Source organism: Halalkalibacterium halodurans, from assembly GCF_004376175.1.
GTDB lineage: Bacteria > Bacillota > Bacilli > Bacillales > Bacillaceae_D > Halalkalibacterium > Halalkalibacterium halodurans.
Map to the genome: position 1 here is coordinate 21480 of NZ_SNUY01000034.1, position 21419 is coordinate 42898.

A 21419-nucleotide genomic window follows, 5' to 3' on the forward strand; every position below is an offset into this window, starting at 1 on the left:
CTTTCCTAAAGCCGCCTAGTCAATTTTTAAAAAAATAATGGCAATAGGTTTCTTTGTCATGCACATTTTTGAAAATACAATGAAAATAATGAGTGTGCAGGCCATTCCAATCCAATTTCCAGTAATTTTGGTTCATTTCACCCGGAAAATTGTTATTTATTCCGAGACTCTATATTATTGTAGTACAAAATAGCCTCTACGTCAGAATGAGCGCTCGCACAAAAAAACCCCTCTTTCACTAAAAGGGAAAGAGGGTGTCCTATGATTAGGAGTATTTTTTTAAGATGTCTTGTAGCTTTAATGCTAGCCCCATTTTCCCGTCTACTTTCAATCCACCAGTCATAAATGCCATGGTCGTATTTAACGACCCCGTGAGTAGCTTTTGAAAATGGTCAGGAGACATCGAAAGAACAAGCTCTGGTTCCAATGGTGTACCTTCATGGACGATCATCTGTCCTTGCTCAAACACTAATTGCATGGGAGACTCACCTGTAATTCTAAATTCAAAAGCACGATCCTTCTCCCCTTGAATATGTATGGGATTGTCATTAACCTTTTCAGCAAGTGCTAGCAGTTGTTCATAAACAGTCATAAAATTCTCCCTTCCCTTTTTTATTTATTGTACCAGAAAAATGAATGAATGTTCATTCTTTTTTTCGTGTGTGAGAATTGGCGGTGACATGTCGTCGTACCGCCAATCAATTGACTATAGACCAATAGAGACAAACTTTGTTTCCAGAAATGCCTCAATTCCTTCCTGGCCACCTTCACGGCCAAGTCCGCTTTCCTTCATCCCACCGAACGGTGCTTGAGCTATGGATGGTGCTCCATCGTTCCAACCAACAATCCCAAAATCTAACGCTTCGGATAAGCGAATCCCTCGTGCATAATTTTCTGTAAAGAAATATGCCGCTAGTCCATAGCGTGTTCCATTCGCTTTTTCAATCACGTCTTCGTCTGTTGCAAATGTTTGAATGGGCGCCACCGGACCAAAAGTTTCCTCTTGCATAACGAGCATTTCATCATGAACATCGGTCAAAATGGTTGGGTCATAGAAATAGCTATCGTTTCCTTCTTGTCCTTTCCCCCCAATCACGACACGAGCCCCTTTTGCAACCGCATCGTCTACATGAGCTTTCACTTTTTCATAACCTTTCTTCTCGATGAGTGGCCCGATATGTACTCCCTCTTCTAGACCATTCCCAACCTTGAGCTGTACTACCTTATCGGTTAGCCTCTTAACAAATTCATCTACGATCGTTTCCTGGACGTAAATCCGATTTCCGCAAACGCACGTTTGTCCTGCATTTCGATATTTCGAGGCAACGACACCTGCCACGGCTTTATCAAGGTCGGCATCGTCACAAATGATCATCGGTGCTTGACCACCTAATTCCAAGGACAAATTTAACATTCGTCCAGCACTTTGTTTCATCAACAATTTTCCAACAGCCGTCGATCCGGTGAACGTTAACTTTCGGACATGCTCATGGCTCGTCATTTCTTCCCCTATTTCTTTGGCATCTCCACATACAAGATTGACGACCCCTTTTGGAAACCCAGCCTCTTCACACAGCTCAACTATTTTTACCGCTGTTAGCGGGGTAAGCTCTGCTGGTTTACCGACAAATGTGCAGCCAGCCGCTAATGCAGGAGCCATTTTTCGAACGATCATTGCAGCTGGAAAGTTCCAAGGTGTAATCGCAGCGACGACCCCGACAGGCTGTTTTTGCACGTGAATTCGCTTATTTTCAGCTGAAGCAGGGACCGTCCGTCCGTAGACTCGCTTTCCTTCTTCTGCAAACCAGCGAATGAACGAAGCTGAGTATTCAATCTCACCTCTTGCTTCAGCTAGCGGCTTCCCCATCTCCATCGTTAACATTTCAGCTATCTCTTCTTTTTGTTGTAGCAATAAATCATGCCATGTCATCAAAAAGTTTGCACGCTCTGCGGCCGTGTACTTACGCCATTTGAGAAAAGCGCGCTGGGCTGCTTCAATCGCTGCAGCAGCTTCCGCCTTTCCTCCGTTCGGCATTACCCCGACAACCTCACCGGTTGCTGGGTTCTTCACGTCAAATGTGTCTAAAAGATCACCAGTCCACGTCCCATCAATATATAGCTTTCCGCGAAACATTCACTCACCCCTTATAGAAGTGTCTTCTTGTTTTCCTTCTCGCTGTCAGTTTCTATTGTAAGCTCCCTCTATCGAATTCACAATGTATCCACTATGCAAATGGAATGACATTCATAAATGTGCAAAAGTCTTGAAACTCCTCTTGATCCCTTATGACATTCGCCATCGCACCTATGTGGGTAAAAGATTGACAGGCTTTATGGACAGCGCTCTCTTGGTCGATTGCCTCAAGCGAACAGAGGAGTTCAATGTTTGCCTGAAACCAAGAAAAGCTTTGGGTTTGATAGCCTCTCGCTTCATTCCAAATCACATATTGATAGGCCAACGCTGGTAGTTCTTTTTCTTCCAAAGTCGTTTTTAATGCTTCGATTAATTCCACCCGTTTCATTTCCCCTTCTCTAAATAGCTCTCTCGTATTATATCAATCTCCCGCTTAGCAAACATTCGTAAAATCTTGGAGTCTGTTCACGGAATCGTCATGGAATCTTAAAAAAGAACCCTGCTATACTAGTAACAGTGATTGAATGAAATGGAGTGAATGTGATGTTTTCATCCTCGGTTCAACGTTTTCGCCTCATTGGGTATGCAGAAGGAATCTCGTTTATCTTGCTTTTAGGAATTGCGATGCCATTGAAATATATGTTTGACATCCCTCTAGCTGTGACCATCGTCGGTGCCATCCATGGAGTGCTGTTTATTATCTACGTATTAGCGATTATGTTTATGCACGGTTCCAATCAATGGTGGAAAATCTCTCACTCATTGCTCGCACTTCTCGCTTCTGTTCTCCCATTCGGACCTTTTATTCTCGACAAAAAAATCCTGAAAGCCCACGATGACTCGACTTATTCTGCTTAAACTAGGATGACCACCCCCCTCTTGCATAGGGTAGGTGGTTTTTTGTAAGGCTAATCCCGTAAAGAGATACTTAGCCATAGGCGCTTTATTGGTACAAATGGCACTGTTTCGATATAATGAGAACATCAGAAAAACTCGGCTTCTCGGCAAGTGGGCTTTCATCCTGTATAGAAGGTAAACTTTCGTAAAGTGAAAATAACGCAATTGAAGGTAAGGGGGGGTATCGTGGAACCCATTCAAACGCAACAGGTGCAACAGTGGATTGACCAGTTTGCGAAAGAGGACGTATATCTCCATGTGGAAACAACAAATGGTGCTTACGCTTCTCATTTCGATCAAACCTTTTTTTCTGCTGGAGCATTTCTTCGCAATGTGAAAATTCAATATGAGCACGGAAAAATCGTTGGGAACGGCCCGTATCGTGTAGGATTAAAGCTTTCCATCGGTTGGGTGTATACAGAGGGATTAACCCATGCCGAATTGGATACGCAAGGCCGACTTCTTTTAGCAGGTCATGGCCATGATGGGAAGCTTGCCGTTGCCCTTGAAATAAGTAGGACCCCCTTTGATTAGGAGAGTGATAGGAATGAATCAGGAGCGTCATGTACTTGTCATTTTCCCCCACCCTGATGATGAAGCCTTCGGCGTTTCGGGAACGATTGCTTTATTTCGCAAGCAAGGGGTTCCCGTCACCTATGCGTGCCTCACACTTGGAGAGATGGGGCGAAACCTTGGCAATCCACCGTTTGCTACAAGGGAGTCGCTGCCCGACATTCGCAAAAAAGAGCTGATCAAATCGGCGGAAGCGATGGGAATTGAAGACTTACGGATGCTCGGATATCGCGACAAAACGATTGAGTTTGAAGACGAAACAAAATTAACCGATATGGTGAGCGACTTAATGGCCGAACTGAACCCAAGCTTGATCATTACGTTTTATCCCGGCTATTCAGTACACCCGGATCATGAAGCGACAGGACGGGCAGTCGTCCGAGCTGTAAGAAGATTAGAGAAAAGCATGCGTCCGAAACTATATGGTGTTGCCTTTTCTAATGGACATCAGGAAGAGTTAGGAGATCCTGATATTGTGTTTGACATTTCTCCTGTAGCCGAGCAGAAAAAAGCAGCGATCCGTGCCCATATTTCACAGACGGCTTGGATGCTAAAAGACATGGAACCGAAGTGGACAGCGCAAGATCCCGAAGCATTAAAATGGTTGCATTTGGAGCAGTTTTACTCCTATCAATGGGAATCGGATCATGTGACATGATGCCCTCTAGAAAGCCATCGTTCTTATACGTTAATCCCTTATAGCTTTTTAAAAGCGAGACCTTTTGTAAAAGGCCTCGCTTCTGTTTGAAAAGAAGCACTATCCTTTCATTGCAGTCATTAAGTCCTTCGTTGCCTTGTCTAGCCGAAGCTTAATTTCTTCCGCGATTCGGAATGTCCCAGCATCTTTATCTTGCCATTCAAGCTGTGTGTCCAAAGCGTACACACCACCTAAAATGTGACGGGCTCCTAATGAATTTAGCACCGGTTTCATTCCATAATCAATCGCTAACAAGTGACCGAATGTTCCACCACTCATCAGCGGCAAAACCGCTTTATTTCGCAAACCATCTTGCGGTAACAAATCTAAATAGGTTTTCAAAATCCCTGTGTAGGAAGCCTTATAGACAGGAGAAGCGACAATCACACCGTCTGCTGCAGCTACCATACTATGGGTACGCTTTAACGGTTCACTTTGAAAATTGACATGAAGTAAATCCTCTGGCGGGAGATCGCGAACATAGATCGTCTCAACGTCAACGCCCGCTCCCCGTAATGCTTTCTCTACATATCGAGTCAAAATTGAGGTTCTTGATGTAATGTCTGGACTTCCAACAATGCTGACGACTTTTTTCATGTTCACCACCACTTTCTTCATTTGTTGTCAAATGTTCCTTTGACTTTGACTCTACTCCCTTATCATACGTCTGTCAAATTCACTAATGCGCTTAACTTGTTAAAAATCCTGAAAGAGCGTTGACTATTTTTACTCTTTCGTTTCTATTTCCTTTTTGATCCGTCATTAAACGTAGCAAAAAGACCCTCCACCCGAAGGGAGAGAGCCTTTATATGATTAATCCAAAATGGTAACTGTTACGTTTTGGCGACCAAAGTTAATCGCATCTTCTTTTGTTGCCATATGCAAATCGATTTTATTTCCTTGAATGCTTCCACCCACATCAGCGGCTACTGCTTCTCCATAGCCTTCTACATGGACCCGCGTACCGAGCGGAATGACAGACGGATCTACAGCAACTACTTTGGCCTCACGATTATTACGTAAATCCATCCCTGTAGCGGTTACGCCTGAGCAGCCTTCACAATCGGCCGTATATGCTGTTGCTTCCATTTCGATGACAGTATCTCCTGATGTGCTTGCGGTCTCCTCTTCATGAGCCACTTGTTCGACTGTTTCCGTTCCTTCTTCTGTTTCCCGCGCTTCTTCACCGGCTGGCTCTGTTGACACTGGTGGTTCTGTCGTAATCTCATCATCTTTCAAGTAAGAATAGAACAACTGTCCAAATGTCTCAGGACCAGCGACCCCATCCACTTGAAGGTCCAGCTTTTCTTGGAACTCGCGAACCGCTTCAGTTGTATCCTCATCATATTGTTGATCCAACGTTCCTTCAAAAAGCTTTAACTCTTCTAGCTTCGCCTTCAAATCGACGACAACTTCATGTTCATCCCCTTCTCGAAGGACGAGCAGCGCTCCGAGAGTTTGCGGCCCAGCAATTCCATCAACGACCAATTCATGGTCCTTTTGAAATTGCTTAACGGCTTCTTCCGTTTCTGTATGGAAAACCCCTTTTTCGAAATCGTCTAAGTATCCTTCTGTTTCTAATAGTTTCTGAAGCTCCGTTACGCTCTCTGATTCTACACCTTCATGCAGTAAGACCGGTCCTTTTTCTGCTGCACTCGAGACGTGAGGCGCAACAAACAAGACAAAACCTGCTGTAGCGACAGTCACTCCCATTGTTCGTAAAACACTCGATGAACGTTTATTGTTCATGTTGAAAAACCTCCTTTGTGTTTCCACGCTTTGAATCGTATCAGCCTACAACCTACGATTCAATGGAAACAGAGGCGTTTTAAACGAACCCTTATCAATTTGAAACAGTAGTAATGTGAGTGTAATAAAAAACGAGAGAATGAAACAAAAATGCAGGGGTCGTCAGAGACTATCACACAACGATCAACAGTTCTTCACATTGTCAATCGTTGCATCTTTTAGGAGAACGTTGCGCGTTTTTAAGGATTTTTGTTAATAAATGAAGATTATTAGAGGACTTGCTATGATTTAGCACTCTATTATCATATCGAAAACAGGAGTAGTATGTAAAGAATAACAAGCTGAACAAACCAAAAAAATTTAAGCTCGTTCATTCCCTCTACTAGGGTAAAGGTTGCCTTCGTCGTTTTCGGGTCCATCTGTCCAATAAACGGAAGATGATTATAATAATATCTTGTAGAATTTCAACTGAATTTCGTACTCATAAAGGTACTGTCAATAAGTTTGTGTAACGGTCTTAGGGTACTCCTCGAATAGGGTTTCTAGCTTATGACTGTCCCTCTGCAGAGGGACAGTCATAAGCTGCTCGTCGCTCCTTGATTATGGCCCGGAGTAGCGTTGCTTGAACATTTCTTGTAAAGCTTCGTAGGCCTCACCAAAACCACGAAGCCTACGTGTCGCCCAGCGTTCGTTATAGTCAATCGCTTGGAGATACACGATCTTCTCCGCCGCTTTCTCATTGGGTAAGCTGTTCATCGTTTTCGTACGTTTCTTTATTTCTTTCATTGTTCGTTCGATAATATTCGTCGTGTAGATCATGGGCCTGATCGTAGAAGGATACGACAAGAACGTCAAAAGGACATCTAAGTCCTTCTCCCAAGTAGCCACCACTTTTGGATAACGCTTTTGCCAATTTTCTTTAAACTCCTTAAAGCGGTTTTTCGCTTCCTCATACGTATTGGCTTGATAAATCGGCTTGAAGTCCTGGGCAACGGCTGGTTGATCTTTCTTCCGAACAGCGTGTAAGGCATTTCGCACCTTATGAACCACACACCGCTGGACATCTGCCTTTGGATAGACGGCCTTCATCGCTTCTTCTAGCCCAGCTAAGCCATCAAATACACCAAGGAGGACTTCTTCTAAGCCGCGGCTATAGAGATCGAGAAGAATGTTTCGCCATCCATTCGCACTTTCTTGACCCCCTACATAAAAACCTAGGATTTCTCGGTAGCCTTCTTCTGTTACGCCAACGACAAGGTACACCACTTCATTCGCCACATCCTCTCGGCGTAGCTTGAGGTAGGTCCCATCTAGATAGAGCACGGAATAACGCTTTTTTAGGGGCCGCTGTTGCCACTGAGTGATATCTTCTGTCACAACATCTGTCACTTGACTGATCGTTGATGCTGAGTATGAGTGACCCAGAATCTTTTCAATAAAGTGACCGATCTCACGTGTGCTAACCCCTTTTTGATACATGGTGATGATGGCTTCTCCTAGCCACTCTTCTCGACGTTGGTATGGAGAAAATAGCTCGGTTTGAAAGGCGTTTTGGCGATCTCGTGGAACGCGTAGATTCTCCAGTCGGCCATATCTTGTATCCAACTGGCGAGTGTAAAAGCCATTCTTTTGGTTTTTTAATTCTGGATGTTCATGCGTAAAGAAACTTTCCACTTCTTCTTTCATGATGGTTTCGAGCTTCTCTTTTACAAATTCACGAACCATAGAATCTAATTGATTTTCAAATGTACTTTGTCCTATACTAGTACTCATAGGTAGGGTCTCTCCTCTCAGTTGGTTTAGCGGTTAACTAGAGGGTACCCTACCTCTTTTTTTGATTCAACGCCTTTACACAAACTATCGTACATCATCTTTAGATGGTGCTGATTTATATAATGATAAAATCTTTAATGAGTATGTTAAATGGTAAATGACCCTCAATAGATTGATAATAAAGCTAGGTTAAGTAAAGGTTAAAATATGAAACTACTAATGATGAATGGTCATTCTTGGCAAGAGGAACATAAAAAAATACAAAAAAAGGACTAGCTTAGAGGCCCAAAAGGCACCTCATGTATGTAGAAGGTGCCTTCATTCCTTTTCAGAGATTTAGAGATCAGATAAAAATTGAAAAATCCGATCACGATGGCCTGGTAAATCTTCGTGAGCAAAGTCTGGATATAACTCGATATTTTTTGTCGTCGTGAGTTTGTTATACATGGCAAATTGTGTAGACGGCGGGCAAACCGTATCCATTAACCCAACAGCAAGTAAGACTTCTCCCTTTACGAGTGGAGCAAGATGCTGAATATCAATATAGCCTAGCTTCGTAAAGATCTCAGCCTCACGTCGGTGCTGTGGATCAAAGCGACGAAAATACGTTTGCAATTCGTCATAAGCTTTCTCGGCTAAATCCATCTCCCATACGCGTTGGTAATCGCTAAGGAAAGGATAAACAGGAGCTACCTTTTTAATTTTCGGCTCCAAAGCCGCACAAGCAATCGCTAAGGCCCCTCCTTGTGACCAACCTGTCACTGCCACGCGCTCTTCATCGACTTCAGGAAGGTTCATCACAATGTTGGCAAGCTGAGCCGTATCAAGAAACACATGACGGAACAATAATTGATCAGCATTATCATCGAGTCCGCGTATTATATGACCGGAATGAGTATTCCCCTTCACGCCTCCTGTGTCTTCAGACAAGCCTCCTTGCCCGCGAACGTCCATTGCAAGAACAGAATATCCGAGGGCTGCGTAATGAAGTAAACCTGTCCATTCCCCCGCATTCATCGTATATCCGTGAAAATGAATAACCGCTGGGTGTGTCCCGCTCGTGTGTCTTGGGCGTACGTATTTTGCGTGAATTCTAGCATCCCTAACCCCTGTAAAATATAGGTGGAAGCATTCTGCATACGTGGTTTGAAAATCACTCGGTATGAGCTCAACGTTTGGATTTACCTTTCTCATCTCTTGTAAAGCACGATCCCAATACTCAGTAAAGTCATCTGGCTTTGGATTACGTCCCATGTACTCTTTTAATTCGGTTAACGGCATGTCTATTAGTGGCATTGCTCAGTCCTCCATTCTGTCAGTGTCCCTTAAGGTTTATTTTACTAAAAACGCTTTCAAAGTACAGTGAATTATCGCGATGCATCGCTTAATCTTTTATTACTAGATTTCCTTAATGAACAAAAACCGTTTCTTTAAAGCGCCTCGTAGGAGAATCTAACCGGTCTCGGTAGGCCATCGCCGCATTGATTCCCCCTTGAGCTGCACCAGTATGCGTACGTGTAGGAAAACTCGACTTATTGCCAAACCCTAGAGCGAACGTCTTTCTTCTTCAGACCGTAACGTGCGGAAAACTCAATTTGCTTTTACCAAAGGCCTAACACTTTCCACCACGCGCCACCAATCCCTAACCAGACGACGATATGAATGATTGAGATGAAGAATCCAATTGACCACCATTTTTTCTGGTCTACATAGCCCGTCCCGAAAAAAACAGGTGCTGGACCTGAACCATAATGGGTAGTACAAGAGAACAAATTGCTGAAGAAACCGAGGAGCAAGGCGGATAGCAACGGTGGTGCTCCAGCAGCAACTAATACGGCTAGGAATGCACCATACATGGCACTAACATGTGCTGTATTACTAGCGAATAGATAATGAGAGTAAAAGTATACAACGGCTAATATGAAGAGCGCCATTACCCATGACATACCCGCGACAGTGCCTTCCATCATCGTACTGAACCAAGGGATTAACCTAATTCGTTAAAAAAAGTAGCCATCATAAAAGAGCAAGGGGTTTTCCACCTTCACCCTTGTTTTTTAAATACATTTAACACGAGTAGCATCGTAAAAGAAATCACGAGAATCGTGAGGACCCAAAGCCAAGCAAGCTCCATATTTCCAGCATCCATAGCGATATAAATGGCAGTTGGGATCGTCTGCGTCCGACCAGGGATATTCCCTGCAAACATTAAAGTAGCACCAAATTCCCCCAAGGCACGAGCAAAGCTTAAAATCGCACCTGCCACAATTGCTCGAGAGGCTAAAGGAACCGTTACGAGCAAAAATACTTGCCGTTCATTTGCCCCGTCTACCCGAGAGGCATCCTCAATCTCTCGGTCGATCGTTTCAAATCCTGACTTAGCGGACTGGTACATAAGGGGAAAGGCGACAACGGTTGCAGCGATCACCGCCGCCCACCAAGTGAACATAATAGGCTGTTGAAACACCCATTCGATCCCTTGGCCGATAGGTGATTGCCTGCCGAATATGATGATCAATAAAAAGCCTACAACAGAGGGCGGTAGCACAAGAGGCAACAACAAAACGGTGTCCATGAGCGACTGACCTTTAAAACGTCGATTTGCTGTCAGTCTTGCAATGCCAATCCCAAGAACGAAAACAATTAGTAAGGAGAGTGAAGCAACTTCTATTGAAAGCTTGACCGGGCTCCAAAACTGCTCGTTCATCATGGAACCAAATCCGTAAAACCGTATTTTGTTAAAATCGCTGTCGCCTCTTCTGTTTGTAGGAAATCATAGTAAAGCATCGCTTCCTCTCGCTGCGAGCTTCCATTTACTATTCCTAATGGATACTTAACTGGAGTATGCATCCCTTCCTCGGCCGTGTCTACAATCGTTACAGCTGATGAGCTAAGAGCGTCTGTATAAAAAACAATGCCCGCCTCCGCATTTCCTGTCTCCACATATGTCAACACTTGTCGCACATCTTGAGCAAAAACAAGCTGATTCTCTAGCTCCACCCATACACCGGCCGCCTGAAGCCACTCTTTTGCATACATACCTGCTGGAACGGTTTCCGGTGTACCAATGGCAACTGTGCCAACACGATGTAAGTCTTCTATTGAATTGAGGTGATTCCCCGATGTAATCAATACGAGCTGATTGCCTACAACATTGACGTACTCTGTCACTAAGCCTCGATCAAGCAATTCAGCGAACTTATCCTCTGCTGCTGAAAAAAATAAATCGACAGGAGCCCCCTGTATAATTTGTTGTTGGAGCGAGCCCGAGCTACCAAAGTTATAAACGACTTCAACCTGTGGGTGCGCCCCTTCAAACACATCTTTTATCTCTGCGAGAGCATCTGTTAAACTAGCAGCAGCCGAAACGGTAATCACGTTTTTTGCGTCTTCACCTAATGGCTGTTCTTCTTGAACGGGTGAACAGCCCCCAACCAAGAGAAACAAAAGAACGACGTACAACAGCTGCTGAAATTTTACATAATCCATGACCCCAGCCCCTTTAACCATCCTTCGACCATAACATTACTCATTATAAATCGTTCGTACAACCGATACTACATCTTTGGTCAGTTTTTCTGCCGAGGCCGAATCGTTTTCCTCATACAATAAACGTTGATAGGGCCACACTTCACCACATCTGTTAGCACAAAACCAAATTTTTTATAGAGCGTAACGTTTTCTTTCTTTTCCGTATCTAAAGAAAGTTCGCCAGAGCCAATGGTGCCAAAAATATGTTCGAGTAAGTTTCTTCCTCTCCCAGCCCCTTGAGCTTCTTTTCTAACTCCTATTATGGTCAAGTAATGGTGGGGAATGCTTGGTGCGTGGGCGCGAATCACCCTCATTTAACGATTTAATTGCCAAGTCATTCAATTGTAAGCTAAGTCGAAAAATGAGAATCATTAAGCGATACAACTCAGCGAATGAATGGTTCGTTTCTGCTGGACACGATTCAACTACATAGGTACCGAGCAATGTATCCTTGTCAAATAATCCCCATACTGCCTCCGTCTGACGCTCCATGCTTTTATCAAAAATAAAGCCCATGAATGTACGCGCTCTTCGTTGTGCACGGTGGTCATTATACAAATCCCCAAAGATATAGAGAAACAATGGGTCCTTGGCGAAGACTTTCGTCATGACCGTGACAAATTGCTGGCGATCATTTTTTGTTAATGGACGAATGGACTCAGCCATAGCGATGGTTTTCCTTCGTCTCTCCGTAATGATCAACGCTGAATGAGAGTAATACTTTGACCATAAATAAAACACTCACCACGAGCATATATGTCTCCAACGGAAAAAATAGTGGAATCCCCCCAAGCCCAGCCGTTCTCTCTACAGTCGCCATAATCACTATAGTTCGGATGCTCTCTTTTTATGACAATACATTCAAATAAATTGTTGACCAATCAATAAAAATGTTTTGCTTCTGAACAATCATTGACAAATTCAAATGTTCAGCCTCTCTTCACCTCGATTTCACATTTTGTTTGTAAGCTAATGGTGCACACGCATTAAGGTCTGTACTAAGATAAAAATAGAAAGGTTGAGAGAGATGAAACAAATGTTAGGAATCGTTCTATTTATGTTCATTCTCAGGGGCTGTAACTGGATGTATTCAACGGGAAATAGCTCAAACGCTAACGATTTTGATCTTTCAAGTGCTGGTCTCACCGTACCGGATTTTGAGTTTACAAACCAGCTTGGCGAGCGTTTCGGCAGTCCACAGTTGGACGGGCAATACTGGCTTGCGACCATGGCGTTTACGAACTGCCCCTCCGTTTGTCCAACTATGATTCCAAATATGAAAAACCTTCAAGATGAGATGATCGCAAAGGGGATCGAGATGAAATTCGTTATGTTTACTGTTGACCCTGAAACAGACACTCCTGACCACCTGAAGACCTACAGTGAAAATGTCGGAGCAGATCATTCATACTGGCATTTTCTCACGGGCTATGAGTTTGAAGAGATTCAAGAGCTGTCGCTAGAAGCCTTCAAATCACCTGTTGAACAAGTGGAGGAAAGCAACGATATCATGCACAGTACTCGCTTTTTTCTCGTCAATCCAGAAGGCTTAGTCATTCGTGCCTATGACGGATTAGAATCCAATCAAAAAGAGATCATTCGTGATTTACTTGAAGCGGTAAAAGGGTAAAACAAATCTTGTTCCGGTCTCGTCCTCCCTTTAGAGGACAGGGCCATTTTTTAATTTAACGAATTGGAAGTGCTCCTGAAGCACACGCTTATTCATGGTTTCAGTAACATTAGTGGATAAGAAGCTGAAAAAAGAAAAAGCTAACGATGGAAAGGAGGATGAGCATGAGGGATTATGCCGTAGCTTTGCTCATTAAGTTTATCATGATCACCGCCATTCTATCGTTCGTTTTAGGCGCTTTTTATGGAATTCCTTTCAGCCATGTTTTTACGATCAGCATCCTTATTACAGGCTTCTCATTCATTGGCGATGTGTTCCTATTGCCATTCGTCAGTAATGCATTAGCAACGATCGCTGATTTTGGACTCGCATGGTTTGGGGTTTGGGCGCTAAGCACTTACTTGTTTCCACAGCTGTTACCAATCGGAACGGCTTCGATTCTTTCAGCTGGTCTTATAGCCTTTGGCGAACTGTTCTTCCATCGCTACATGCAACGAAAAATTTTTGACCCACGCGCTGAAGAACAAGTAGAGCGAAAACCGCTTTCCCAAAACCAATTACAGACAGAATTTAGTTCTGAATTAGATTCGGTGCCTGAAGATGAGCAATCAAAAGATGGACGAAATGACTAGACATTCGAGACAATATTAGAGACACTCGTATTCCCCTATTCCTACCTGAGAACAGCCCATGACGAGTCCACTTTATTCGTCACGGGCCTTTGATTTTCAACAAGAAACCCACGGGATCATTTCACGTTCATAATCTCGCCCAAGGAAAGCATACTAAGGGCAAGAAATTTGACAAAAAGGTGGCTGAACGATGAGCGAGAAAAATAAACAAAAATATACTGACTTTTCAAACGTAGAAACGCAACGAGATTTTTTAGCAGCTGAGGAGTACCCAGAAGGCCCTTATGGCTCTCCTCGCGGGAAAACAAAGCCCGTGGAAAATAAAAGTACCCCTTGGGAAGAGGGGCAACAATTTTATAGTAATTTGGCGTACGAAAACCGCAACCTTCATCAAGACCTACCAAGACATGACCCTGCTGCCCATGCGACACATGATGAGCTAGATAAGGAAAGAGACAACAAATATAAAGATGCTCCAGAGGAAAGTGGCACGAGTTGACGTAATTTAGCCACTCAAGCCTTGAATAGACCAATTCCTTAACGTAGATCATTCATCTTAGAGACTTGAGGATTTGTTATGGTTTAGACGATTATCCAATTCGCCAAGGCCCATTTGACGACAACAAATAGACAGCCCCCTATTGTCCCAAGTCTTACCACCCATTTCATACTCGCATCTATTTTGGAAAAAGCGTTCACATAAAATACGAAAACGAAGCCTATAAAAATTTTGAAAAAGAGCAAAAGAAACACTTCATGACCTTTCATTTCAGTATACTTATCACGACTTGTTGAGTCTGTCTCTAATCCGTGTTCTAAAGAAACATCCGAAGAATCTGTCGTACGGATGCCTACATTACCTTTTTCGTTCAGAGTAAACGTGATCTTTCCTGTCCAGCTTTCGCCGCCATCATCACTAATGAATACAGCCAATTGTTTTGTTCCTCTGCCATAAATCAATGTACCAACAATTTTTTGCCAAATTGATAGTTCAGCTTTTCCCCAAGTTTCTTTTCCGCTCGTAATCTCATGCGTATAATACGCAAGATCTGGATGATCACGGAACACTATAATGTCCCCATTATCATTAGCGTAGTTTATTTAATAGCCATTTAGAGGAATGGTGCCACTACTTTGCACCTTTAACCCTTCATAATAAACAGCATCTCCGCTCATTTGCGTATGTTCAACATGCCGCGTTTCCCAGTGATCTTTCACAAAAGGAATGAGCCCTTCAGTTATGAGGGTAAGTGCTGTAACTAAGATAGTGAAATGGAAAGAGACCTTCAATAAATCTTTCCATTTCTTTTCGTGTTTCCCTAAAAATTTTACTATTAGATAATATGTAGTAGCCCCAAAAACCAACCCTAGAAAATTTTCCATACTCTTTTCTCTCATCCTTTGTCGGTCAACTAAAAAAATTAAAAAACGACACAACCCCTCGCTTGCTGCGAAAGACCGTGTCGTTGCTAACAATATGTATGGTGGAGCATAGCGGGCTCGAACCGCTGACCTCTTCGCTGCCAGCGAAGCGCTCTCCCAGCTGAGCTAATGCCCCTGAATTCGACATTCTTTATTATAACGAAAAGTCACACTTTTGACAATATGATTTAAAAAAGAAGGTCGAGAAGAAACCAACCAACTCCCGCAATCGCTCCTAAAATAAGAGAACTCATCACGGTTTCCATGGTGATTTTTTTCTGTTTAACGGTGTCGAAAATGAGCCAGCCACAAAAGATGGCGACTGCAAAAAGGACGGCATCGGCGATCACACAGCATCCCCCTTTATGATCATCCTCCTCATCTTACCAAGCCCTGATTGTTTCGGCAAGGGTTTGTCTATACTGAGGTTAAAGAGGAGGAAGATGCGGATGGTGAATCCTTTAGCCATTAAGGGAATCGTCGGAAAAACCCCATTGCTCGTTCGGCTCTTATTCATTATTTTTGTTATTGTGTTCGTGATTGGGATTGTCATTCATGCGCTGGAACCAGAGGCTTTTCCAACTCTATTTGATGGTATTTGGTGGGCGATCGTCACGATATCGACGGTTGGTTACGGGGACTTTGTTCCCTATACTCTCATCGGACGACTCTTAGGAATTGTGTTAATTATGTCAGGCGTTGGTTTTATGACATTTTATGTGACTACTTTAGCAGCAATGACCATTAAATCGCGAAATGCCTACTTAGAGGGGAAGCTTCATATGACAGATAAGGACCATCATATCATTATTGGCTGGAACGAGCGAAGCCGTCATGCGATTGACCGGCTGCTTGAAGCAAATGAGAATACAACGATCGTATTGATCGATGAAACGCTGGAAGAATTGCCGTCCACTTATCGCCGTGTTCACTTTGTCCGCGGCAATAGCACAGAGGATGCTATTTTGCAGCAAGCAAATGTACGGGAGGCTGCTAGTGTTCTCATTACAGCCAAGCATCAAGGAAGTGAGTTTTCCGCAGATTCTCGATCGATTTTAACGACGTTAGCCGTCAAAAGTGTCAACCCTCATGTTTATACGGTCGTTGAAATATTAACCGAAGGGCAGATTGTCAACGCCACGAGAGCAGGTGCGGATGAAGTAGTTGAATCCACCGCCTTAACGGGTGCCGTTCTCACCAACGGTTTGCTTCACCATAACATGAGTAAAATTTTAGATCGGCTATTGACGGAAGGTGAGAAAAAGCAGCTTTTCTTCTATCCCATACCTGAAGGGATGATCGGAAAAACATTTGATGACTACTTTCAATCACTTTATGAAAGCGATGAAGGTTTAGCGATTGGGTTAAAACGCGTCGATCGCATTCACCTTTATCCCCCTAAAAATATGCTACTACTGAGCGGAGATGAAGTGGCTCTCCTAGTTCGAACTGAGAGCCATCTCTAGCTCTTGAATGAGGTTTTGTGCGACAGGGAAAAACTTGGCATCTACTTGGGCATCTTTATCGACAGGCTTTGTAAACTGATTAAACAAGCCCGCTGTATTCATCCCGACTAAACCATTGAACGGATTCGGCTCTTCATCAAAACCTTCCTCATATTTATGGTTAAGTAAAAATGGTCGCCCTAAGCGCACTTGTACGCGGCGCTGTTCCAAGTCACCGTCCACCGCTTGAAACGGTACTCGTAAAAATGTGTAGCCGCCATCTTCGTCGATTTTATAATCAAAATATCCGTGGTCATACTCCCACCCGCCACCGATGGAATATCCGAGGGGCTCCAATTTGTTTTTCAGCTCTTTCAATGAAATGATCTTGTTTTCCACTTGTGATTGTAGTTCAATCATGTACGGTCGTCCTTTCAACAGTGCCATTTGTTTGTAGTTTGACCACATACAAGGCAATTATGTGAGCTTAAACAAACGTTTGATTAGTATATTCCCCCATACATACTCCTTTCATTTCCGGCCATACTAGGATATGGATTTATTCTGTTTATGAAAAGGAGGAATTTAAATGAACGAACCGGAAGCACATCAAGCGATAGAGCAAGCGCGCGAAGCTGTCGCCCAAGGCTCTGGACGAAACCAAGACCCTCAAGCGGCTTACCGTCATTTTGAACAGGCGCAGAGTCAGCTTCAGGAGGCATATCAACACATTCAACAGCAAGATGCCCATTCTACCCTCCTCAAGCAAATTGAAGATGCTCAGCATGCCCTTGAACATGCAAAGCATGCGGTCCAGCAAAATGTTCATACAGCTGATACGCAAGAATCGATTGATCAAGTGATGCGAACGATCGGGCAAATTCAAATCCATATTTAATCGTTCAACGATAAAAAACGTCCCCTACAAAGGAGACGTTTTTTGTTATTTTAACCGTTTTTCTAGCGCTGCCTTTTGTTCTTCAAACCCTGGCTTGCCAAGAAGAGCAAACATGTTTTTCTTGTAAGCTTCAACCCCTGGTTGATCAAACGGATTCACTCCTAATAAATATCCGCTTAATCCACAAGCCTTCTCGAAGAAATACATTAAGTAACCCATATAATATTCGTCAAGCTCTGGGACACTAACAACAAGGTTTGGAACGCCGCCGTCCACATGGGCAAGCAATGTTCCTTCAAATGCTTTTTTGTTGACAAAATCCATTGTTTCGCCAGCTAAATAGTTCAATCCGTCAAGGTCTTGATCCGCTTTCTCAATCGTCATGTTCTTCTTCGGCTTTTCGACTTGAATGATCGTTTCAAACAAGTCACGTCGCCCATCTTGTACATATTGCCCCATGGAATGAAGATCTGTAGAGAAGTTAACTGAAGCTGGGAAAATTCCTTTGCCATCTTTCCCTTCACTCTCACCATAAAGCTGTTTCCACCACTCTGAAAAATATTGAAGCGCTGGTTCATAATTGACCATAAGTTCAATGGTTTTTCCTTTGTTGTAGAGAGCGTTACGAACAACAGCATACTGGTACGCTGGATTTTCTTTTAGATCTGAGTTACGAAATGCGTCTCGGGCGTCTGCAGCTCCTTTCATCATCGCTTCGATGTCAAGACCGCTTGCAGCGATCGGCAATAAGCCTACTGCTGTTAACACAGAGAAGCGTCCACCGACATCGTCTGGAATAATGAACGACTCATAACCTTCCTCATTGGCAAGTGTTTTTAGAGCGCCGCGCTCTCGGTCGGTCGTTGCATAAATCCGTTTGCGTGACTCTTCTTTTCCGTATTTCTTTTCTAAATAATCTCGGAAAATACGGAACGCGATCGCTGGCTCGGTCGTTGTACCTGATTTCGAAATGACATTGATCGACACATCTTTTCCTTCCAAAACGTCAAACAATTCTTGTACGTATGTAGAGCTAATGTGGTGACCAACAAAGAAAATTTGTGGACCTTTCCGTTCGCTTTTATCCACTATGTTGTAAAACGAATGGTTAAGCGCTTCAAGCGTCGCTTTTGCTCCAAGGTATGAGCCACCAATTCCAATCACTAATAACACGTCGGAATCGTTTCGAATTTTCTCTGCTGCTTTTTGAATCCGGCTGAACTCTTCACGATCATAGTTCACCGGCAGGTCAATCCAGCCTAAAAAATCGTTACCCGCCCCTGTTCCATCATGTAGGGCACGATGTGCTGCATGAACTTGATCTTGAAGATTGTCGAGTTCATGTTCTTGTATAAAATCGAGTGCCTTTGAATAATCAAAGCAAACCTTTCCACTCATCCTTTTCAGCCTCCTTCTAATTCTTCTTCTTCACTTTATTAAATTCCCGACTGAGAATCAAGACGCGGTCTAATTGTAAACGCTACAAAAAAGAAAAAGCCCTCAAGTTGTCAAACTTAAGAGCTTATTTTTGGCTTAAAGGGCTGCTGTCAAAATGTTCGCCACATCTTCTTTCTTTAACAATTTAAAATTGCCTAGTTCTCCCCGTTCAGTCGCAATTTCAGCCATCCGCTCCACTTGACTGTCATCGATGTCATAGTCGGCTAGACGGTTTGGCGCACCAAGTTCGGTCCAAAAGGCAGAAAGGCGCTCTATGCCTTCTTGAGCAATCGCTTCCTCGCTTTTCCCTGATGGATCAACGCCAAAGACACGCGTCGCTAATTGGACATGACGCTCAATTTTTTGATCAAGGCTATATGTCAGCCAGTGAGGGAAAAGGATGGCAAGTCCCCCCGCATGAGGAATATCATAAACAGCAGAAACTGCGTGTTCAATATTGTGAGTCGCCCAATCACCACGCGCACCCATGGATAACACACCGTTGAGTGCCATCGTACCGCAATACAAGATCGTTTCACGATACTCAAGGCTCTCTAAATCATTTACAAGCTTCGGACCTGTTTCGATCACTGTTTGCAGGACTGCTTCACACATGCGATCTTGTAGCGGTGTGTTGCTGACGGAATGAAAGTATGATTCTAAGACATGACTCATCATATCAACGATCCCATAGATCGTTTGATCTTTCGGCACGGTTACCGTATTTTTCGGATCGAGAATTGAAAACATCGGATAAACATGAGAACTACTCCAGCCGATCTTCTGGTTTGTCTCCCAGTTTGTAATGACCGAATTGGCATTCATTTCCGATCCTGTCGCTGCTAGCGTTAAAATCGTCCCAAACGGCAATGCATCTTCCGCGGTTGCTTTTTTCGTAATAATATCCCAGACATCACCATCATATTTAGCCCCAGCAGCAATCGCTTTTGTCGCATCAATCACACTTCCGCCACCGACTGCTAAAATAAACTCAATATTTTGTGCTTTGCAGAGATCAATTCCCTTTTGTACCGTCGTTAACCGTGGGTTCGGTTCAACTCCAGAAAGCTCTATCACTGCTTTCCCTGCACGCTCAAGCTGTTCCAACACTCGGTCGTATAGACCGTTCCGTTTTATACTTCCTCCGCCGTACACAAGCAATACGTTTTTCCCAACATGAGTTAATTCATGTTCTAATTGGTTCGTTTGATCAACACCAAACACGAGCTTTGTTGGATTTTTAAACATAAACGGATTCATACTATGTACAGCCTCCTTTTTCTTTTTCCTTTTTCAGTATGAACGATGGAAAATCAATTTGTAAATCAATCTGCTTACGTCCTGTTCATGTATAATTCAGCCGCTCTCTTCTCAATCTAAACAAGAAGCACACTCTTTCAACAAAAGAATGTGTGATTCCAGAGAACGGAGGTGATAGGTGTGAGCGGTATTCAACGTACTGCCCTTGTCCTAGCGATCATTGGTGCAATTAACTGGGGACTAATCGGATTTTTCCGTTTTGACCTCATTGCAGCAATCTTCGGCGGTCAAGCAGCAGCCTTCTCACGTGTCATTTATGCACTAGTTGGTCTTGCTGGATTATATTGTATCTATATCTTGTTTAAACCAGATGAAGAGCTTCAACGTTCTCCAGAGCCACAACGTTAGAAGCATGATAATCGATGGCTTTACAAAGGGAATGATTCGGCATCATTCCCTTTTTCCTGTTATAACCTTTCGTTGACATACGTATAGCTTTTCTCTATCCAAACAAGTGGGTTACCTTCTCCGTCATCCTGTTCGACAATCCACCATTCAACAAACGAGGTACTTGATTCCAAAATAGCATCAATGTTGATTTTCCCTGTGCCGACCGGTGCAAAAAACTCCTGATCATCGTTTGTCATATCCTTTAAATGAACATGTCGGACTTTATGTTTGTAACGAGACACCCACTCTACAGGGTCTTGACCGGCTTTTTGCAGCCAATAAACATCAAGCTCAGCAAGTAACGATGGAATGGATAATATCGCCTCTAGCTGATTGCTGTACAGCTCAAAATCATGATGATGATAACCGAACGAGATCCCTTTCTTTTCTAGTTTTTTTTGAATTTCCTTTAATGACGTGATAAGTTCCTTATAACCTGTAGCTGTTTGTCGCTCTTCCTCAAGGTACGGGCAATAAATGGTGTGACACCCTAACCGTAAATGATAATCAATGACGTCATCAAGCTGGTTTTCTAACCGTTCTAAAGCAACATGACTGCTAACAGGCACTAAGCCAACCGATTGTAAAATTGCCTTTAGCGCTTCTGGGGATTTCCCTCCCCAATCATCGGCTAGTTCCACACCTTGAAAGCCAATGCTCGCCACTTTCCGTAACGTCCCTTCAAAATCTTCCTCTAATGGCTTTCGAACCGTATAAAGCTGTAAAGCGATTTGATTTTTCATCTATCTCCCCCCTATCCATTCATCGTATTGTCAAAACTTTATATAAAAATAGGTTATTAAATCCTATATTAGAGGGCTTTATAAGCAAAAAAATTGCCACCCCCTTAAATTCTGTAGATAATTGAGGTTACCACAACACCCAATTCCA

At 43.3% G+C, this 21419-nt stretch carries 27 protein-coding genes, 1 tRNA gene and 1 pseudogene; 9 read left to right on the forward strand and 20 right to left on the reverse strand.

Features of this window, described 5'->3' with window-relative positions; genetic code table 11:
* Positions 1-265 precede the first annotated feature (265 nt).
* From E2L07_RS12000 to E2L07_RS12010, 3 genes are all read right to left on the reverse strand, one after another.
* The gene (locus tag E2L07_RS12000; protein ID WP_134229666.1) at positions 266-592 is read right to left on the reverse strand and encodes an SCP2 sterol-binding domain-containing protein; all 327 of its coding nucleotides are present in this window, start codon (positions 590-592) and stop codon (positions 266-268) included.
* Between the two features lie 114 nt (positions 593-706).
* Positions 707-2134 (reverse strand): NAD-dependent succinate-semialdehyde dehydrogenase, encoded by a 1428-nt coding sequence (locus tag E2L07_RS12005; protein WP_134229667.1) that lies wholly within the window; start codon positions 2132-2134, stop codon positions 707-709.
* A gap of 91 nt (positions 2135-2225) precedes the next feature.
* Positions 2226-2513, reverse strand: coding sequence for a hypothetical protein (locus E2L07_RS12010; RefSeq protein WP_041820830.1), 288 nt, complete (start codon positions 2511-2513; stop codon positions 2226-2228).
* A 164-nt stretch (positions 2514-2677) separates the two neighbouring features.
* Between E2L07_RS12010 and E2L07_RS12015 the strand changes: the two genes are divergently transcribed.
* From E2L07_RS12015 to bshB2, 3 genes are all read left to right on the forward strand, one after another.
* Entirely contained in the window at positions 2678-2992 is a 315-nt protein-coding gene (locus E2L07_RS12015) for a DUF3817 domain-containing protein (protein ID WP_010899459.1), read from the forward strand.
* A 225-nt stretch (positions 2993-3217) separates the two neighbouring features.
* Positions 3218-3565, forward strand: a complete 348-nt coding sequence (locus E2L07_RS12020; RefSeq protein ID WP_010899460.1) for a YojF family protein — start codon at positions 3218-3220, stop codon at positions 3563-3565.
* Between the two features lie 13 nt (positions 3566-3578).
* On the forward strand, positions 3579-4262 hold the full coding sequence (gene bshB2 / locus E2L07_RS12025; protein WP_053430442.1) for a bacillithiol biosynthesis deacetylase BshB2: 684 nt from the start codon (positions 3579-3581) through the stop codon (positions 4260-4262).
* A 99-nt stretch (positions 4263-4361) separates the two neighbouring features.
* Here bshB2 and ssuE read toward each other — a convergent pair whose 3' ends face one another.
* From ssuE to E2L07_RS12070, 9 genes and pseudogenes are all read right to left on the reverse strand, one after another.
* Positions 4362-4898 carry an NADPH-dependent FMN reductase gene (gene ssuE / locus E2L07_RS12030; RefSeq protein WP_134229668.1) on the reverse strand — a complete coding sequence of 179 codons (537 nt, stop codon included), beginning with the start codon at positions 4896-4898 and terminating at the stop codon, positions 4362-4364.
* A 216-nt stretch (positions 4899-5114) separates the two neighbouring features.
* Positions 5115-6050: a peptidoglycan-binding protein gene (locus E2L07_RS21530; protein ID WP_134229669.1), complete on the reverse strand. Its 936-nt coding sequence runs from the start codon at positions 6048-6050 to the stop codon at positions 5115-5117.
* A gap of 600 nt (positions 6051-6650) precedes the next feature.
* Complete coding sequence (locus E2L07_RS12040) at positions 6651-7823, reverse strand: IS256-like element IS654 family transposase (protein WP_134229670.1); 1173 nt, start codon at positions 7821-7823, stop codon at positions 6651-6653.
* Between the two features lie 336 nt (positions 7824-8159).
* A complete protein-coding gene (locus E2L07_RS12045; protein ID WP_134229671.1) occupies positions 8160-9119 on the reverse strand; it encodes an acetylxylan esterase in 960 nt (319 codons plus the stop codon).
* Positions 9120-9424: 305 nt separating this feature from the next.
* Positions 9425-9843, reverse strand: a pseudogene (locus E2L07_RS12050) (anion permease); the annotation flags it as partial.
* Positions 9844-9867: 24 nt separating this feature from the next.
* The gene (gene modB, locus E2L07_RS12055) at positions 9868-10530 is read right to left on the reverse strand and encodes a molybdate ABC transporter permease subunit (RefSeq protein WP_041821790.1); all 663 of its coding nucleotides are present in this window, start codon (positions 10528-10530) and stop codon (positions 9868-9870) included.
* Positions 10530-11312, reverse strand: a complete 783-nt coding sequence (gene modA / locus E2L07_RS12060; protein ID WP_134229672.1) for a molybdate ABC transporter substrate-binding protein — start codon at positions 11310-11312, stop codon at positions 10530-10532. Before modA ends, modB begins: the two co-directional genes overlap by 1 nt.
* An 80-nt stretch (positions 11313-11392) precedes the next feature.
* Positions 11393-11668 (reverse strand): GNAT family N-acetyltransferase, encoded by a 276-nt coding sequence (locus E2L07_RS21755; RefSeq protein ID WP_134229673.1) that lies wholly within the window; start codon positions 11666-11668, stop codon positions 11393-11395.
* Positions 11604-12020: a hypothetical protein gene (locus E2L07_RS12070; protein WP_134229674.1), complete on the reverse strand. Its 417-nt coding sequence runs from the start codon at positions 12018-12020 to the stop codon at positions 11604-11606. The genes E2L07_RS21755 and E2L07_RS12070 overlap by 65 nt, the downstream gene beginning before the upstream one ends.
* Positions 12021-12381: 361 nt before the next feature.
* On the opposite strand from E2L07_RS12070, the gene E2L07_RS12080 reads away from it, so the two are divergent.
* The 3 genes from E2L07_RS12080 (at position 12382) to E2L07_RS12090 (ending at position 14115) form a co-directional block, all read left to right on the forward strand.
* On the forward strand, positions 12382-12984 hold the full coding sequence (locus E2L07_RS12080; protein ID WP_134229676.1) for an SCO family protein: 603 nt from the start codon (positions 12382-12384) through the stop codon (positions 12982-12984).
* A gap of 164 nt (positions 12985-13148) precedes the next feature.
* The gene (locus E2L07_RS12085; protein ID WP_010899477.1) at positions 13149-13616 is read left to right on the forward strand and encodes a YndM family protein; all 468 of its coding nucleotides are present in this window, start codon (positions 13149-13151) and stop codon (positions 13614-13616) included.
* A gap of 190 nt (positions 13617-13806) precedes the next feature.
* Positions 13807-14115 carry a hypothetical protein gene (locus tag E2L07_RS12090; protein ID WP_010899478.1) on the forward strand — a complete coding sequence of 103 codons (309 nt, stop codon included), beginning with the start codon at positions 13807-13809 and terminating at the stop codon, positions 14113-14115.
* An 83-nt stretch (positions 14116-14198) separates the two neighbouring features.
* On the opposite strand, the gene E2L07_RS12095 is transcribed toward E2L07_RS12090, so the two are convergent.
* The 4 genes from E2L07_RS12095 to E2L07_RS20825 form a co-directional block, all read right to left on the reverse strand.
* Positions 14199-14684, reverse strand: a complete 486-nt coding sequence (locus E2L07_RS12095; RefSeq protein ID WP_134229677.1) for a hypothetical protein — start codon at positions 14682-14684, stop codon at positions 14199-14201.
* Between the two features lie 33 nt (positions 14685-14717).
* Complete coding sequence (locus tag E2L07_RS12100) at positions 14718-14999, reverse strand: hypothetical protein (protein ID WP_134229678.1); 282 nt, start codon at positions 14997-14999, stop codon at positions 14718-14720.
* A 99-nt stretch (positions 15000-15098) separates the two neighbouring features.
* Positions 15099-15174, reverse strand: a tRNA-Ala gene (locus E2L07_RS12105).
* Positions 15175-15226: 52 nt separating this feature from the next.
* Entirely contained in the window at positions 15227-15388 is a 162-nt protein-coding gene (locus E2L07_RS20825) for a hypothetical protein (RefSeq protein WP_010899480.1), read from the reverse strand.
* Between the two features lie 99 nt (positions 15389-15487).
* Between E2L07_RS20825 and E2L07_RS12110 the strand changes: the two genes are divergently transcribed.
* Entirely contained in the window at positions 15488-16504 is a 1017-nt protein-coding gene (locus E2L07_RS12110; protein ID WP_134229679.1) for a potassium channel family protein, read from the forward strand.
* On the opposite strand, the gene E2L07_RS12115 is transcribed toward E2L07_RS12110, so the two are convergent.
* Complete coding sequence (locus E2L07_RS12115; protein ID WP_134229680.1) at positions 16478-16903, reverse strand: YugN-like family protein; 426 nt, start codon at positions 16901-16903, stop codon at positions 16478-16480. The genes E2L07_RS12110 and E2L07_RS12115 overlap by 27 nt on opposite strands.
* 169 nt (positions 16904-17072) lie before the next feature.
* On the opposite strand from E2L07_RS12115, the gene E2L07_RS12120 reads away from it, so the two are divergent.
* Positions 17073-17381, forward strand: coding sequence for a hypothetical protein (locus E2L07_RS12120; RefSeq protein ID WP_134229681.1), 309 nt, complete (start codon positions 17073-17075; stop codon positions 17379-17381).
* 45 nt (positions 17382-17426) lie between these two features.
* Here the strand turns inward: E2L07_RS12120 and E2L07_RS12125 are convergent, their stop codons facing one another.
* Positions 17427-18779: a glucose-6-phosphate isomerase gene (locus tag E2L07_RS12125; protein WP_010899484.1), complete on the reverse strand. Its 1353-nt coding sequence runs from the start codon at positions 18777-18779 to the stop codon at positions 17427-17429.
* Positions 18780-18914: 135 nt separating this feature from the next.
* Entirely contained in the window at positions 18915-20078 is a 1164-nt protein-coding gene (locus E2L07_RS12130; RefSeq protein WP_053430428.1) for an iron-containing alcohol dehydrogenase, read from the reverse strand.
* Positions 20079-20258: 180 nt separating this feature from the next.
* Here E2L07_RS12130 and E2L07_RS12135 point away from each other — a divergent pair, with 180 nt between their 5' ends.
* Positions 20259-20486 carry a DUF378 domain-containing protein gene (locus E2L07_RS12135; RefSeq protein WP_134229682.1) on the forward strand — a complete coding sequence of 76 codons (228 nt, stop codon included), beginning with the start codon at positions 20259-20261 and terminating at the stop codon, positions 20484-20486.
* 59 nt (positions 20487-20545) lie between these two features.
* On the opposite strand, the gene E2L07_RS12140 is transcribed toward E2L07_RS12135, so the two are convergent.
* Entirely contained in the window at positions 20546-21271 is a 726-nt protein-coding gene (locus E2L07_RS12140; RefSeq protein WP_134229683.1) for a sugar phosphate isomerase/epimerase family protein, read from the reverse strand.
* Positions 21272-21419: the final 148 nt, after the last annotated feature.